The sequence below is a fragment of the Actinomadura sp. KC216 genome (assembly GCF_004348535.1).
GTDB lineage: Bacteria > Actinomycetota > Actinomycetes > Streptosporangiales > Streptosporangiaceae > Spirillospora.
This window is the reverse complement of sequence record NZ_SMJX01000085.1, coordinates 12,953-28,484: the sequence shown is the minus strand read 5'-3', so window position 1 is coordinate 28,484 and position 15,532 is coordinate 12,953. Positions and strand designations below refer to the sequence as shown.

At 71.8% G+C, this 15,532-nt stretch carries 13 protein-coding genes and 1 tRNA gene; 9 read left to right on the top strand and 5 right to left on the bottom strand.

The genetic code is table 11. From position 1 onward, the window contains the following. Positions 1 to 278: 278 nt before the first annotated feature. A complete protein-coding gene (locus tag E1264_RS17015) occupies positions 279 to 839 on the top strand; it encodes a DUF501 domain-containing protein (protein ID WP_132174548.1) in 561 nt (186 codons plus the stop codon). Next, positions 836 to 1,786: a Ppx/GppA phosphatase family protein gene (locus E1264_RS17010; RefSeq protein ID WP_132174546.1), complete on the top strand. Its 951-nt coding sequence runs from the start codon at positions 836 to 838 to the stop codon at positions 1,784 to 1,786. The genes E1264_RS17015 and E1264_RS17010 overlap by 4 nt, the downstream gene beginning before the upstream one ends. A 28-nt stretch (positions 1,787 to 1,814) precedes the next feature. Here E1264_RS17010 and E1264_RS17005 read toward each other — a convergent pair whose 3' ends face one another. Further along, a complete protein-coding gene (locus E1264_RS17005; RefSeq protein ID WP_132174544.1) occupies positions 1,815 to 2,663 on the bottom strand; it encodes a DUF2510 domain-containing protein in 849 nt (282 codons plus the stop codon). 137 nt (positions 2,664 to 2,800) lie between these two features. Between E1264_RS17005 and E1264_RS17000 the strand changes: the two genes are divergently transcribed. The 6 genes from E1264_RS17000 to E1264_RS16980 all read left to right on the top strand — a co-directional run bounded on the left by E1264_RS17000 (position 2,801) and on the right by E1264_RS16980 (position 8,013). Further along, the gene (locus E1264_RS17000; protein WP_132174542.1) at positions 2,801 to 3,622 is read left to right on the top strand and encodes a uracil-DNA glycosylase; all 822 of its coding nucleotides are present in this window, start codon (positions 2,801 to 2,803) and stop codon (positions 3,620 to 3,622) included. A 387-nt stretch (positions 3,623 to 4,009) separates the two neighbouring features. Next, entirely contained in the window at positions 4,010 to 5,395 is a 1,386-nt protein-coding gene (locus E1264_RS16995) for an NAD(P)/FAD-dependent oxidoreductase (protein WP_132174540.1), read from the top strand. 85 nt (positions 5,396 to 5,480) lie between these two features. Further along, positions 5,481 to 6,887, top strand: coding sequence for a class I SAM-dependent methyltransferase (locus E1264_RS16990; RefSeq protein WP_132174538.1), 1,407 nt, complete (start codon positions 5,481 to 5,483; stop codon positions 6,885 to 6,887). Between the two features lie 17 nt (positions 6,888 to 6,904). Further along, a tRNA-Leu gene (locus E1264_RS16985) sits at positions 6,905 to 6,977 on the top strand. 209 nt (positions 6,978 to 7,186) lie between these two features. Next, positions 7,187 to 7,330 carry a hypothetical protein gene (locus E1264_RS43415; RefSeq protein WP_165964213.1) on the top strand — a complete coding sequence of 48 codons (144 nt, stop codon included), beginning with the start codon at positions 7,187 to 7,189 and terminating at the stop codon, positions 7,328 to 7,330. Continuing rightward, positions 7,327 to 8,013 carry a maleylpyruvate isomerase family mycothiol-dependent enzyme gene (locus E1264_RS16980; RefSeq protein ID WP_207935970.1) on the top strand — a complete coding sequence of 229 codons (687 nt, stop codon included), beginning with the start codon at positions 7,327 to 7,329 and terminating at the stop codon, positions 8,011 to 8,013. Before E1264_RS43415 ends, E1264_RS16980 begins: the two co-directional genes overlap by 4 nt. Positions 8,014 to 8,295: 282 nt before the next feature. On the opposite strand, the gene E1264_RS16975 is transcribed toward E1264_RS16980, so the two are convergent. The 3 genes from E1264_RS16975 to E1264_RS16965 all read right to left on the bottom strand — a co-directional run bounded on the left by E1264_RS16975 (position 8,296) and on the right by E1264_RS16965 (position 11,517). Next, positions 8,296 to 8,523 (bottom strand): DUF4287 domain-containing protein, encoded by a 228-nt coding sequence (locus E1264_RS16975; protein WP_067799929.1) that lies wholly within the window; start codon positions 8,521 to 8,523, stop codon positions 8,296 to 8,298. Between the two features lie 257 nt (positions 8,524 to 8,780). Continuing rightward, complete coding sequence (locus E1264_RS16970) at positions 8,781 to 10,001, bottom strand: acetyl-CoA C-acetyltransferase (RefSeq protein WP_132174536.1); 1,221 nt, start codon at positions 9,999 to 10,001, stop codon at positions 8,781 to 8,783. Between the two features lie 517 nt (positions 10,002 to 10,518). Next, positions 10,519 to 11,517, bottom strand: coding sequence for an SGNH/GDSL hydrolase family protein (locus tag E1264_RS16965; protein ID WP_132174534.1), 999 nt, complete (start codon positions 11,515 to 11,517; stop codon positions 10,519 to 10,521). Positions 11,518 to 11,691: 174 nt separating this feature from the next. Here E1264_RS16965 and E1264_RS16960 point away from each other — a divergent pair, with 174 nt between their 5' ends. Further along, entirely contained in the window at positions 11,692 to 13,083 is a 1,392-nt protein-coding gene (locus tag E1264_RS16960) for a cystathionine beta-synthase (RefSeq protein WP_132174532.1), read from the top strand. Positions 13,084 to 13,222: 139 nt separating this feature from the next. Here E1264_RS16960 and E1264_RS16955 read toward each other — a convergent pair whose 3' ends face one another. Then, positions 13,223 to 15,379 carry an MMPL family transporter gene (locus E1264_RS16955; protein ID WP_132174530.1) on the bottom strand — a complete coding sequence of 719 codons (2,157 nt, stop codon included), beginning with the start codon at positions 15,377 to 15,379 and terminating at the stop codon, positions 13,223 to 13,225. Positions 15,380 to 15,532: the final 153 nt, after the last annotated feature.

Sequence of the window (15,532 nt, the reverse complement as noted above, 5' to 3'; positions counted from 1 at the left end):
GGGCGGGGGAGCGCCGCCGGTGCGGCGGGCCGGGCCGCGCCACCACGGGGACTGCCGCAAGGCGCCGTGACGGCGTTCCCGAGCGGCGGGGAGAGTGGTCGTCGGAGAGCGCCGGAGGCGCCGCAGGGCGTGCAGGGCGTCGGAGTGTGACGGTGGCCGGAGGGGGCCGTGTTGGTCGGAAAGGCGCGTGTTGGCCGGAAGGGCGCGCGTTGGTCGGAGGGGCACGGTTGGAACGCGCTGTCGAGGCGGGTCGGGGAGGTCCGCCGGTGGGGACGCACATGATCGAAGCACGTGACACGGCCGCGGTCGCGGCCCAGCTGGGGCGGGAGCCGCGCGGCGTCCGCCGGGTGGCGAGCCGCTGCCCGTGCGGCCTGCCCGCCGTGATCGAGACGGCGCCGCGGCTCCCGGACGGGACGCCGTTCCCCACGCTGTACTACCTGACCTGCCCGAAGGCCGCATCCGCCATCGGGACGCTGGAGGGCGGCGGTGTCATGCGGGACATGCAGGACAGGCTCGCGGCCGACCCGTCCCTCAGAGCCGAGTACAGCGCCGCACACGAGGACTACCTGCGGCGTCGTGGCGACGCGGCCCGCGAGGACGGCATCGAGCCGCTGCCCGAGGGCACGCAGAGCGCCGGCGGCATGCCCGAACGCGTCAAATGCCTGCACGCGCTCATCGCCCACGAGCTGGCCGTGCCCGGCGTCAACCCGTTCGGCCGCGAAGGGCTCGACGCGCTGCCCGAATGGTGGCGCTCCGGCCCCTGCGTCGCCGTGGGTCCGGACAAGCCCGATCCGGAAGGCGCCGGTCCGGACGTGGCCGATCCGGGGGTGGAGCGGTGACGCGCGTCGCGACCATCGACTGCGGGACGAACTCCGTCCGCCTCCTGATCGCCGACATCGCCCCCGGCGAGGGCGGCGGGACGCTGACGGACGTCGACCGCCGCATGGAGATCGTCCGGCTGGGCGAGGGCGTGGACGAGACGGGCCGGCTGTCGCCCGCCGCTCTGGAACGTACCTTTACGGCGATGCGCGGCTACGCCGCCCTGATCGAGCGGTACGGGGCGAGGGCCGGGCACGGCCCGATCAAGACGCGGGTGGTGGCGACCAGCGCGACCCGCGACGCCGAGAACCGGGCCGACTTCGTCAGCGGCGTCGTCGACATCTTCGGCGTCGTCCCCGAGGTGATCACCGGGGACGAGGAGGCCGAGCTGTCGTTCATCGGCGCCACCCGGGAACTGGCGGCGCTGCGTCCGGCGCGGCCCTACCTGGTGGTCGACATCGGCGGCGGGTCCACCGAGTTCGTCGTCGGCAGCTCCACGGCCGACGCGGCCCGCTCCATCGACATCGGCTGCGTCCGGATGACCGAGCGGCACCTGAAGGACGGCGACCCGCCGTCGCCCCAGCAGATATCCGGTGCCGCCGCCGACATCGACGCGGCGCTCGCCGAGGTCCGCCGGACGGTGCCGGTGCACGAGGCGCGCACGCTCGTCGGGCTCGCCGGGTCCGTCACCACGGTCGCCGGGATCGCGCTCGGGCTGCCGACGTACGACTCGTCCCGCATCCACCTGTCCCGGATCACCGCCACGCAGGTCCACGACGTGACGCGGCGGCTGCTGCACGCCACCCGCGCCGAGCGGGCCGAGCTGGGCGTCATGCATCCCGGGCGCGTCGACGTGATCGGCGCTGGCGCGCTGATCCTCGACCGGATCATGCGGGAGTACGGGTTCGGCGCCGTCGTCGTCAGCGAGCACGACATCCTGGACGGCCTGGCCTGGTCCCTGGTCTGAGCCCTCAGGCTCCGTTTAGCGCCGGGGTTCAGCGTTTCAGCTGGGTCAGCAGGGCCGGGATGAGCACCGCGTTCGGGTTCTGCTGCGGGATGTAGAGGATCGGCGCGGAGCTGTTGGCCTGCTGGATCCAGACCCGCCCGCCGTCCACCGTCGCCCCGGAGATGGCCGCCCAGCTCAGCGAGACGCGGTTGCCGCGGACGCCGCCGGGATGCACGGTCAGCCCCTGGGCCACGTCGACCGACTCGCCCGATCTGACGCGTCCGGCCAGCTCGTTCACCAGCCGCTGCTCGGCGTGCTCCTGGCACAGCTGGATCAGCCGGCCCCAGATGTGCTCCGGCTCGCCCTCGGTGCCGGGCGCGTCGGCCCTGCCCGCGCCCGCGCCCCCGCCGCCGTGGAGCGCGTCCGGCTCGATGACCACCTCGACGCGCGGGCCGCCGCGGAACGGGTACCGGCCCGCCTGGAAGACCCACTGCGTCCCGGCGGGCTGGCCGTATCCGGCCGGGCGCTCCGCCGCCCAGTACGCCACCCATTCCACATGTGGCCACTGCAGCGACGCGTTCCCGTACGCCACGAACCGGTCGTCGGCGTAAAGGTGCACGCCGCGCACGTTCATGTCCAGCGGCTGGACGGCCGGACGGGCCTCCCAGGTCGGCTGCTGGAAGTGCGGCGCCGCGTAGTGCGTCCCGTACTCGGTCCCGTACTGGGACCCGTACTGGGTCTCCTCGTACTCTTCCCGCGGCCGTTGCTCCTGCGCGGGGAGACGTAGCCGTGGCGGACGGACCGGCTCCGGATTGAGGCGTTCCGTCCAGGTCTCGCCGTCCCACCAGCGCAGGCTGCCGGTGCCGTAGGGGTCTGGATACCAGCCCGGTTGCGACACTGCCTGCCTCCGCTTCGCCCATGGCGTGCCGGACTCCCGCCTCCCCGACCGGCGAACGCATCGTACCGAGATGAACGGCCTGTGCAGAGAGATGGGCGGAACCCGGCCACCGCCTGTGGCGTGCGACGATCGATGGTATGCCGACCGCCAACGCTCCGTTCGTCCCGCCCGGGACCGGATGGCCCGAAGACCCGGCGACCTCCGAAACGCCCGTGGCGCAAGGGACCGGGGACGTCATCGAGCTGGCCGCCAAGGCCCCCGACCTGGACGAGCTGTGCGCCCGGCAGTCGGTGTGCCGGGCGTGCGACCGGCTCGTGGAATGGCGGGAAAAAGTCGCCGTGCAGCGGCGCCGGGCGTTCGCGGACGAGGAGTACTGGGGCCGTCCCGTCGCCGGATGGGGCGAGCCGGAGCCGCGGATCCTGATCGTCGGGCTGGCCCCGGCCGCGCACGGCGGCAACCGCACCGGCCGGATCTTCACCGGCGACCGGTCGGGGGACTGGCTGTTCGCCTCGCTGCACCGGGTCGGGCTCGCCGCGCTGCCGACCAGCGTCCGCGCGGGCGACGGGCAGCGGCTGATCGGGGCGCGGATGGCGGCGACCGTCCGCTGCGCGCCGCCCGACAACAAGCCGACGCCGCTGGAGCGCACGACGTGCCTGCCGTGGCTGTCCCGCGAGGTCGAGCAGGTCGCGGCGAGCGTCCGCTGCGTCGTGTGCCTCGGCGGGTTCGCGTGGCAGGGCGTGTGGCCGGCGCTCAGGCAGGCCGGGTACGGGCTGCCGCGCCCGCGGCCGAAGTTCGGGCACGGCGCGGAGGTCGAGCTGGCGCCGCCGCCCTCGGCGCGGTCGCGCGGGCCCGTCCTGATGCTGGGCTGCTACCACCCGAGCCAGCAGAACACCTTCACCGGGCGCGTCACCGAGGAGATGCTGGACGCCGTCCTCACCCGCGCCCGCGACTACCGCTAGCGGAAGGCGGGAAACCGGGGAGGGGCCGGGGCGAAGACCGGGCGAAGGCTGGGGCGCGGGGCAGGGCCTGTGGCCAAGCGGCCGGAGCGGTCAGGGCCGACCCTGTCCCGGCCCGACGTCCCGCGGCCGCTTGGCGCCCCCGTCCGGCCCTGACCCGCGTCTTTTCCTTGCGCCGGTGCCCATGGAGGCACCGGATCCTTGTGCTACGTCCCCTGAGATGCGGATCGGGACGGCTTGGTTCGGGCGATTCGCGAACTCGTGAGGCCGGCGTGATCGTCCGCCGCATCGCCGCTGCGTCGCCCCCGGGTATCGCCGCCGCGTCGCCGCCGCCGGACTCGCCGTCCCGCCATGGGTGAGCTGGGCCCATATGCGGGTATCGCTCCCGGCATGCCTTCCGATCGCACTCCTTCCGGGCAGGATCCGTCCGGACGCGGTTCCACGACGCGCATCGTGATCGTCGGCGGCGGGTACGTCGGCATGTACACGGCCCTGCGCCTGCAGAAGAGGCTGCGCCGCGAGCTGCGGCGCGGCGAGGTGGCCGTCACCGTCATCGACCCGCAGTCCTACATGACCTACCAGCCGTTCCTGCCGGAGGCCGCGGCCGGGAACCTGGAGCCGCGCCACGTCGTGGCGCCGCTGCGGCAGGTGCTCAAGCGCTGCCGGATCCTGAACGGGTTCGTGACGCGGATCGACCACGCGTCCAGGCGGCTCACGCTCCAGCCGGCGGGTGCGCAGACCGCGGGCGTGCCCGAACGGGAGGTCGGCTACGACCTGCTCGTGGTCGCCCTCGGGTCCATCTCGCGGACCCTCCCGATCCCCGGGCTCGCCGACTGCGGGATCGGGTTCAAGACCATCGAAGAGGCGATCTTCCTGCGCAACCACGTCCTGCACCAGCTCGACATCGCCGCGTCCAACCCGGACGACGAGAAGGTCCGGCGCCGGGCGCTGACGTTCGTGTTCGTCGGGGCCGGGTTCGCGGGCGTCGAGGCCATGGCGGAGCTGGAGGACATGGCGCGGGACGCCTGCAGGGCGTACCCGGGCATCGACGAGCGCGAGATGCGCTGGCTGATGGTCGAGGCGACCGACCGGATCCTGCCCGAGGTGGGTCCGGAGATGGGCCGCTGGGCGGCGGAGGCGCTGCGCCGCCGCGGCATCGAGATCAAGATGGAGACGCTGCTGAAGTCCGCCGAGGGGCGGCACATCGTGCTGAGCGACGGCGAGGAGTTCGACGCCGGGACGCTCGTGTGGACCGCCGGCGTGAAACCGCACCCCGTCGTCAACGACAGCGACCTTCCCATCGACGACAAGGGACGCATCAAGGCCACCGCCGAACTGACCGTCGACGGGGTGGAGGGCGTCTACGCGGCGGGCGACAACGCGGCCGTTCCCGATCTCACCGACACCGGCGACTTCACGGCGCCCAATGCGCAGCACGCCGTCAGGCAGGCCAAACGTTTGGGTGACAACATCGTGGCGGATCTGCGCGGAAAGCCCAGAAAGGCGTACGTGCACGCCTACGTCGGCTCAGTCGCGAGCCTTGGCCTGCACAAAGGCGTCGCGAACGTGTACGGAATGAAGCTCCGCGGGTTGCCCGCCTGGTTCATGCATCGCACATATCATTTGTCGCGGATGCCGACTGTGAATCGTAAATTCCGGATCACCATGGACTGGACGCTCGCCGCGTTCTTCCGGCGCGAGATCGTCTCCCTCGGCGAACTGGAATGGCCCCGTCAGGAGTTCGAGCTCGCGGCCGGCCGCCAGCACGACACATGACCCGTCCTGCCCTGTCGTCCGGGCCGGCGGGAGTCATCATGGTCTGGAACGTCTGACACGTCCTTGCGAGGAGGCGCGCCCTGCCATGCACGACGGAGACGCCACCTGGAGCGACGTGCCCGCGGAACTGGAGGCGGCGGAGGCCGCAGGGGAACTCGGCGGGGCGGGCTCCGCGACGAAGGGGGTGGCGCTCCGCCTGGCGCCGCTGCTCACCAAGATCCTTCTGGGCGAGGGGCGGGAGGCGGCGGACGCGCTGCCGATCCGCGTCCTCGCCTGGGACGGCAGCTCCATCGGCCCGCCCGGCGCGCCCGCGTTCGTGATCAAGCATCGGCGGGCCCTGCGGCGGCTGCTGTGGAAGCCCGGCGAGATGGGCCTGGTCCGCGCCTACGTGGCCGGTGAGCTGGACATCGAGGGGGACGTCTTCGCCGCGCTCGACGCCGTCCGGCGGGTGATGCGGAGCGGCGACGAGCCGATCCGGCTGAGCGGCGACGACAAGCGCGACATCGTCCGCACCGCGGTGACGCTGGGCGCCGTCGGCCCCGAACCGAAACCGCCCCCGGAGGAACTCGCCACCGGGCGCCGCGCCGCCGCCGAGCCGATGGTGGAGCCCCCCACGTTCTTCGCCCGCCTCTTCGGCGACGAGCTGGCACACATCACCGCGAACTGGAACGACCTCGGCGACGACTTGGACGCCGGCCTGGACGCTGATCCGGCCGCGGACCTCGGCGCCGGCCTGGGCGTTGACCTTGAGGGCGATCTGGGGGCCGCCCAGTTCGCCGCGCACGTGGGCATCGCCGAGCGTCTCGGGCTGTTCGCCGGCGCCCGGCTGCTCGACGTGAGCTGCGGCTGGGGCGCGTTCGCGCGGCATGCCGCCGTCCACCACGGCGCCCGGGTCGTCGCGCTCGCCCGCACCCCCGAGCAGGCCGGCCACGTGCGGGCCGTGGCCGCGGACGAGGGTGTCGAGGTCCGCGGGTTCGACCTGGACGAGGCCGGTGACGGGCCCTACGACGCGATCGTCGGGCTGGCGGGGGTGGCGTCCATCGAACGCCCGGCGCCGCGCCTGTACGAACTGCTCGCGCCCGGGGGACGGCTCGTCCTGCAGCAGCCGGTCCGCCGCCCTGACCCGCAGCGGGCCCGGCGGACCTTCATCACCAGCTACATGGTCCCGGACGACGCAGGCCTGCGCCCGCTCGGCGCGCTCCTCGACGAGCTGGAGGAGGCCGGGCTCGAAGTGCGCGGCGTGGAGGCGCTCCGCGAGGACCACGCGCGGACGCTGCGCGCCTGGGCCGCGGGCCTGCGGCGCCATTGGACCGAATGCGAAGAACTGGCCGGACCCGGCCGTGCGCGCGTCTGGCTCCTCTACCTCGCCGCATCCGCCCTGGCCTGCGAGAGCGGGCAGATAGGCAGGCATGAAATCCGCGCGATTCGCCGCGTTCACAACGTCCGCGCCGCCGCCTCCGAGGCGGAAGGACGGACCGTGACGACCCGCTGACTCGATATGATTGCGCCGCCCCTGTAGCCCAATGGCAGAGGCGGGCTCCCTAAAAGAGCCAACGTGTCGGTTCGAGTCCGACCAGGGGCACACAACGGCCGGCCGGCGCTCTGCCGAGGGCGCCGGTCCGCTCGGACGGACGCTTTCTCCCCGTTCTCCCGCGGCTTCTCCGGCGGCGGTTATTGAAGTAAGCCGGAAGCCCGGCATTCCCGAAATGCATTCACATTTAGTCGCGGAATTTCCGATCGCGCAGATGTGCGACGCGACCACCACCCCACTACCGGTGGAGACCGGTCATCATGTACCACTGGACGGGAGTCGTCCCGCACCAGCCGGCGAACCCGGACCCGGCGTTCGACCCGTCCGCGCGGATCCCGTCCGCGCGGACCGCCGCGCTGGTCACGTCGGTCGTCGGCGCGAACCCTGTGGAGGCATCGGCATGAACGGCGAGCGCCTGACCCGTCCCGTGACCTCGGTCGTGCTGGACCCCGATCAGGTCTGGCAGGTGATCGACGCGCAGCGGCGCAGCCTGGCCGACCTGCTCGACAATCTGTCGGACGACCAGTGGCGGCACCCATCGCTGTGCGCCGGCTGGACGGTGCGGGACGTCGCCGCGCACCTGACCCTGCAGCAGTTGGGCCCCGTCGCCGCGATCGCGATGCTGGCACGGTGGCGCGGCAGCCTCGACCGCACCATCCAGCACGCCGCGTGCCGCCGCGCCGCCGCGCTGACGGACGAGCAGATCATCGCCCGGATCCGGGGAATGGTGGGGTCGCGGCGGCACAACATCGGCGTCACCTATCTGGAGACGCTCACCGACATCCTCGTTCACGGGCAGGACATCGCCATCCCGCTGGGCCTGCGGCATGACGTGCCCTCGCACGCCGCGGCCGTCGCCGCCGGCCGCCTGCTGTCCATGCGCTGGCCCCGTCCGCTCCCCTCGGCCCGGAAGGTGGCGGGCTTCCGCCTGGTCGCCACCGACACCCCCTGGACCGCCGGACGCGGCCCCGAGGTCAGGGCGCCGATGGTCGCGCTGCTGCTGGTGTGCGCCGGCCGGCTGGACGCCGTGTCCGACCTGTCCGGCCCCGGCGCCGAAGAGCTGGCCGCACACCTGACCACCGGGTGAACGCAATGATCAGCCCCGCGCCTGGGCGTGGGGCTGATCAAATGTGGGATCTCAGCGCCAGAGTCGTGGCGCGATGCGGCGGCACGACGACGGGGGCATCCGTTGGCGGGATCCCACCAAGTTCGTATGAAGTTCTTACGGGAGCCTTGCTCTCTGCTCGGCGCACTGCTCGGCGCACGATGCACTCGGCATGAGGCTCAGGGGTGCGGCGCCCGCCCCGGTGATGCGGCGTCGGCCGCAGGAGGCGCTGGTACCGCGTCAGGCTCGATCAGCGCGTCAGGCTCAGTAGTGCCTCGCACGGCGGGTGCGCTCGTGCTCGCGCACCAGCGCGGCCGCGTAGCCGTGGGAGAGGTTGTGCTCTTCGGCCAGCCAGGAGCTGCGTTCCTCGCAGCGGGTGAACGACGGGCCGTTCTCGATGGCGGTGAACCACTCGGGGATGTCACGTCCTGTGACTTGCGGAATGCGGGCTATCAGCTTGCTGTGCGTCTCCGGCGAGTGGTTCAGTGACAATTGGCACCTCCAGGTCGCGGGGCTCTTCCTGCTGACTCTGCAACAGGAGTCCGGATGTGACAACCCCCTAACGGGGACCTATCTATTACGTTACGTAGATCGTTTATAACGGGGATGTTCTCCGGAAACCCGCAGGTCGCCGCCGTGGTCGGTGGTGAGCCCGCCCGTGCCGGGCGGACGGCCCGCCGTGGAGGCGCGTGAGGCGTTCCGCGGCGGGCCGCCGGCCGTGCGGTCGCCGCCCGCCGGCCGCCAGGGCGTTACGAGAGGCGCTCCACGACCATCGCCATGCCCTGGCCGCCGCCGACGCACATCGTCTCCAGCCCGAACTGCTTGTCGTGGAACTTCAGGCTGTTGAGCAGCGTGGAGGTGATGCGGGCGCCCGTCATCCCGAACGGGTGGCCGACCGCGATCGCGCCGCCGTTCACGTTCAGCTTGTCGATGTCGATGCCCAGGTCGGCGGCGGACGGCAGCACCTGCGCGGCGAACGCCTCGTTGATCTCGACGAGGTCGATGTCGTCGATCGTCATGCCGGCCTTGGCGAGGGCTTTACGCGACGCGCCCACCGGACCGAGGCCCATGATCTCGGGGGACAGGCCGGTGACACCGGTCGAGACGATCCTCGCCAGCGGCGTGATGCCGAGCTCCGCGGCCTTGGTGTCGCTCATGACCACCACCGCGGCGGCGCCGTCGTTCAGCGGGCAGCAGTTGCCGGCGGTGACCGTCCCGTCCGGGCGGAACACCGGCTGGAGCTGCGAGACCTTCTCGTAGGTGGTGCCGGGCCGCGGGCCGTCGTCCTTGGCGAGGACGGTGCCGTCCGGCAGCGTCACCGGGGTGATGTCCTTCTCCCAGAAGCCGTTCGCGAGCGCCTTCTCCGCGAGGTTCTGCGAGCGGACGCCGAACTCGTCCTGCGCCTGCCGCGAGACGCCGCGCAGTCCGGCCACGTTCTCGGCGGTCTGGCCCATCGCGATGTAGATGTCCGGGAGGCCGCCGTCCTCGCGCGGGTCGTGCCACACGGGCGAGCCGCCCTCGCCCGCCCTGGCCGTGCGGGCCTGAGCCTCGGCGAACTGCGGGTTCTGCGTGTCGGGGAGACCGTCGCTGCTGCCCTTGGCGAAGCGGCTGACGGTCTCGACGCCCGCGGAGACGATCACGTCCGCCTCGCCCGCCTTGATGGCGTGGAAGGCCATCCGGGTCGTCTGGAGGGACGACGAGCAGTAGCGGGTGATGGTGGCGCCGGGCACGTCGTCCCAGCCCAGCAGGACGGCCACGACGCGGGCCATGTTGTAGCCCTGCTCGCCGCCGGGCAGGCCGCAGCCGAGCAGGAGGTCGTCGATCCGGCCCGGGTCCAGCTGCGGGACCTTGGCCATCGCGGCCGTGATCATCTGAGCGGTGAGGTCGTCGGGCCGCATGTCCTTGAGCGACCCCTTGAACGCGCGGCCGATCGGTGAGCGCGCGGTTGCGACGATGACTGCCTCGGGCATGTGCGGGTCTCCTGTCTCGCAGCCGGTCCTGTGGCGACCACACCGGCCGGTCCCACGGCCCCGCCCCCACCGTGCCGCACGACCGTGCCCCGGGACGCCGCCGCCTAGCCGTTCTGGCGGCCGTATCACGTGACGTCGGTGTTACTCGTCGGTCACCAGCAATCTAGCCGCTGCCTCCGCGGGACTGACAGTGCGGGTCCCCTTTGTGTTGACAGCCGAGCCAATAGCGACCCGGGTGTGCGGGTCCGGCCGGTCGGATTTGTCGGTCGGATGGCCGGTTCGGGCGGTCGGCATGTGCCGGTCCCGGCCCGGTGATGACTGCCGCCCCATGTGGGCGGGACGTCGAGGACCGGACGCTGGACGCGGCCCCGCCGGGCGGCCGCCGCAAGCGCGGGCGGCGGCCGTGTGACGGGGTCGGATGACCGGCCGGGGCTCGTCGATGGTGACCGGACGGGCCCCGGTCCTCGTTCCCTGATCACCCGCGAGCCACAGGCCCCTCTCGCCGCCTGACGGGCCTTCAGGCCGGGTCCGGGGCCACTGGGTGAGGCGCGCCGGTGGAGTGGTGGCCGGTGGCCGTGCGGCGGCGTAGGAGGGTGGCCCAGCGGGGGCGGTCGCGGTCTGCGGCGGGGGCGCCGCGGACCTCGGTGCCCGAGACCTCGGCGGCCTCGGCGGCGGCCAGGTACACCGGGAGGACGCCCGTGCCGGGCTGGTCGGCGAGGTCGGGCTCCAGGCCGAGCGCGGCCGCGATCGAGGGCAGGACGGCGGCGGACGCGGCCGCGTAGCCCCGGGCGGACGGGTGGTAACGGTCCTCGCTGAACATCGAGAGCGGGTCGGCGGCGAACTCGCGGCCCAGCAGGTCGCCCAGGGAGATGGAGCGGGCGCCGCGTTCGACCGCGGCGATGGTCTGGGCGGCGGCGAGCTGGCGGCTGGCGCGGCGGGCGATCCATCTCAGCGGCGGCATCAGGGGCTTGACGGAGCCCAGGTCGGGGCAGGTGCCGACGACGACGTGGCTGCCCGCGGCGCGGAGGCGCTCGACCGCGTCCGCCAGGTGGCGGACGGAGTCGGCGGGCGGGATGCGGCCCGTCACGTCGTTGGCGCCGATCATGATGACGGCGATGTCGGGACGGGTCTGCAGCGCGCGGTCGACCTGGCCGCGCAAGGACGGCGAGCGGGCGCCGGAGCGGGCGACGTTCGTCAGGCGGACGGGACGGTCGGCGATCGCGGAGAGGCCGGTCGCCAGGAGCGCGGCCGGGGTCTCCTCAGGGGTGTGGACGCCCAGGCCCGCGGCGGTCGAGTCGCCGATCATGACGAGGGACAGGGGTGTGGTCTCCAGCGCGCCGCCGTAGAGGCCGTCCGCGCGCGGCGGGTCGCCGTTGGGCGTCGCCTGGATCATCCTGCGGGCCAGCTTCGCCTCGATCACGACCAGGCCGAAGGTGATGCCGCCCACGGCCGTGATCCCGCCGCCCCCGTACGCCGCGGCCGCCGCGATGCGCCGCGCCGTGAATGCCCTCACCATGCGTCGCTGACCCTCCGTGATGATGTTTCTACCCCCGGGCCGCCGCGTTGATGCCTGCACTCTCCGGCTCGGCTACCGTCGGAAAAGGGGTCCATCCGGACCCGCGTCCCGGGCGCCCCGCGTGAACAGGGACGCGACCATTGATTCGGCACACTGAACGACAAGGATGTCGCGGTGCAGGTACACGATTCGCTCGTCGAGCTGATGGGCAACACTCCACTCGTCCGGCTGCGCAAGGTGACCGACAGCGAGGGGACGGGCCGTCCCGGGGCCCAGGTGCTCGCCAAGGTGGAGTACTTCAACCCCGGCGGGTCGGTGAAGGACCGGATCGCCGTCCGCATGATCGACGCGGCGGAGCGGTCGGGGGAGCTGCGGCCCGGCGGGACGATCGTGGAGCCCACGTCCGGGAACACCGGGGTGGGTCTCGCGATCGTGGCGCAGTACCGGGGGTACCGGTGCGTCTTCGTCTGCCCCGACAAGGTCGCCCGGGACAAGGTCGACGTGCTGCGGGCCTATGGCGCGGAGGTCGTGGTGTGCCCGACGGCGGTGTCGCCCGAGCATCCCGACTCGTACTACTCGGTGTCGGACCGGCTGGCCGCGGAGATTCCGGGGGCGTGGAAGCCGGACCAGTACACCAACCCGCAGAACCCGGTGTCGCACTACGAGACGACCGGGCCGGAGATATGGGAGCAGACAGAGGGGCGCATCACGCACTTCGTGGCGGGGATCGGCACCGGCGGGACCATCAGCGGCGCCGGGAAATACCTGAAGGAGGTCTCCGAGGGCCGGGTCAAGGTCATCGGGGCCGATCCGGAGGGGTCGGTGTACTCCGGGGGCAGCGGGCGTCCCTATCTCACCGAGGGGGTGGGTGAGGACATCTGGCCCGAGACCTATGACCGTGACATCTGCGACGAGGTCATCGCCGTGTCGGACAAGGACTCCTTCAACATGACGCGGCGGCTGGCCCGCGAGGAGGCGCTGCTCGTCGGCGGGTCCTGCGGGATGGCGGTCGTCGCGGCGCTGCGCGTGGCGGAGCGGGCCGGGCCGGACGACGTGGTCGTGGTGCTCCTGCCGGACGGCGGCCGCGGGTACCTCACGAAGATCTTCAACGACGAGTGGATGGCCGACTACGGCTTCCTCATCCCCGCGACCGAGGAGGCCAGGGTCGGCGAGGTGCTGACGCGCAAGGGGCGGACGCTGCCGGAGTTCGTGCACGTCCACCCGCACGAGAGCGTGCAGACCGCCATCTCGATCATGCGGGAGTACGAGGTGTCGCAGCTCCCGGTGATGAAGGAGGAGCCGCCGGTCATGGCGGCGGAGGTGGTCGGCTCCGTGGTGGAGCGGGACCTGCTCGACATCCTGGTCAGGGAGCGCGCGAAGCTGAGCGAGCCGGTGGAGCTGCACATGTCGGAGCCGCTGCCGACGCTCGGGTCCGGGGAGCCGGTGAGCAAGGCCGTCGGGGTGCTGGAGAAGTCCGGGGCCGCCGTCGTCCTGGTCGACGGCAAGCCCAAGGGGCTCGTCACGCGGCAGGACCTCATCGCCTTCCTCGCCGGGCCCGCCAGCTGACCCGCGCGGATACGGCGAAGCGCCGGAGGCCTCTTGGCCTCCGGCGCTTCTATCTTGGAGGATGTCGGGTTGCGCGGCCCGGCCGGTGGGCGGCATTTCGGGGCCGGGCCGCGCAACCCGACGTCTGTGGGGCGCCGGGCTACCGGTGCCCGGACGGGAGGTAGTCCTCCCGCGTGTCGGCCGGCCTGAGCTGCTTCTTCGGCTGGTCGCCGTGCCCTGGCCACCAGGCCTTGTGGCCCAGCAGGGCGGTGAGGCCCGGCACCAGGAACATCGCCATCACGAAGGCCGACAGCGCGATCCCCAGCGCGATGGAGAAGCCCATCTGCTGAAGCATCGACACCTTGGCCAGCAGCATGACCGAGAACGTTCCGGCCAGGATCAGACCGGCCGCGGCGACCGTCGGGCCACCGTGCTCGACCGCCAGCGCGGCGGCCTTGCGCGGCTCGTGGCCCTCCTTGGCCTCCTCGCGGAGCCGCGCGGTCATCAGGATGTTGTAGTCGGTCCCGATGGCCAGCACGAACAGGTACAGCATGATCGGCAGGTGGAAGATCTCCCCGGGTTGGCCCATCAGGCCCTGGAAGACGTACACCGCGGATCCCAGCGTCGCGGCGAAGCCGAGCAGCACCGCCGGGACGAGGTACAGCGGGGCGACCACCGACCGGAGGAGCGCCAGGAGGATCAGCGCGATCAGCGCACCGGCGATCGGCAGGATCACCGACAGGTCGCGGTTGACGACCTTGTTGATGTCGCTGTAGATCGCGGTCTCACCGCCGACGAACACCTCGGCGCCCTCGGGCGCGATGTCGTGGACGGCCGGTCCGAGATCGTTCTTGACCAGGTTGATGGACTTGTTGTCGACCGGGTTGCCGTTGAGCACCAGGTTGACCTGGGCGACCTTCGGATCCTTGCTCATGGTGGCGGGCTGCACGCCGCCGACGCCCGGCAGCGACTTCGCCTTCTGCCCGAACGCGTCCAGCTCGGACTTGGCCAGCGGCTGGCCGTCGGTGGAGCGGACCATGACCTCGACCGGCGTGTTCTGGCCGGCGGGGAAGCCCTTCTGCAGGTCCTTGACGGCCTGCGCGGACTCGGTGTCCTGCGGGAAGCTGGACTGGAAGTCGTAGTCGGACTTGAACCCGATCGCACCGGACGCCAGCGCGATCAGCAGGCCCGCGGAGACGAGGGCGACCATGGCCGGGCGCTTGCCGACCATCCGGCCGATCCGCGCCGAGGTGGTGGCCTTCGGCTGCTTCTTCCAGGACTTCGACGGCCAGAACACCGCCGGGCCGATCAGCGAGAGGATCGCCGGGAACAGCGTCAGGGACGTGATTCCCATCACGATGACGCCGATGGCGAGCGACGGGCCCCAGGCGGCGAAGATCCCGAAGGAGGCCAGCATCAGCACCAGGAACGTGGCCGCAATCGCGGCCGCCGCGGAGGTGATGACCTCGCCGACCCGCTCCACCGCCGAGATCAGCGCAGTCTTGCGGTCCTCGCCGGCGCGCAGCCGCTCCCGGTAGCGGAACAGCAGGAACAGGTAGTAGTCGGCGCCGACGCCGAACAGCACGATCGTCAGGATGATCTGGAGGCTGTCGTCGCCGGAGAAGTCCAGCACCTTGGACGCGGCCCCGATCAGCCCCATCGACACCTGCTCGGTGGCGATGATCACGATGATCGGCAGGATCGCCGCCAGCGGCGCCCGGAAGATCAGCAGGATGAGGCCGATGATCAGCCCGAAGGTGGCGAAGGTGATCAGCACGAAGGAGTCGGTGAAGGAGTCTTCGTTGTCGACCCAGGCGGCGGGCTCACCGCCGACCTTGGCCTCCAGCCCGCTCCCCAGTTCCTTGGGCAGCTGGGTGCGGATGTCCTTGATCGCCTGACTCTGCTGCTTGGCGGATTCGCCCCCGGTCGTCATCTCCACCGGGACGCTGATCAGCTGGATGGTCTTGTTCGGCGCGACCGCCTGGGGGCCGGTCTCGAAGCCCTTCACGGTCGGGTACTTCTTGGCCGTCAGGTTCTGTGCCGCCGCAGCGATCTTGGTGCTGTCCGCGGGGGTGATCGTCCCGCCGTCGGACCGCTGCACCACGATCAGGGCTGAGGCGTCCGCCTGATCCGGGAACGCCTTCTCGGCTATCTCGGCGGCCTGGACGGACTCGTACTTGGACGGCAGGAACTCGCCTTGGTCCGACTCGGTGGCGAGCTTGGGGGACAAGGCGATGATGAGGACCGCGGCGACGAGCCAGCCCCCGATCGTCCACCATGGATGTCTCACGACGAAGCGCGCGAGCCCAGCGAACATGCGATTTCCTTAGTTTCAGGGTGAAGTGATTTAGGTCGAGTAGGTACCCGTAAAACGGTAGAGAACCGGACGGGCCCTGTAGTCAACCCCCGAGCCGAAATAGCGGCTGATACTTGCGGGGGAGTGCCTCATCCTCTAGGAGGGGAGCGGGCT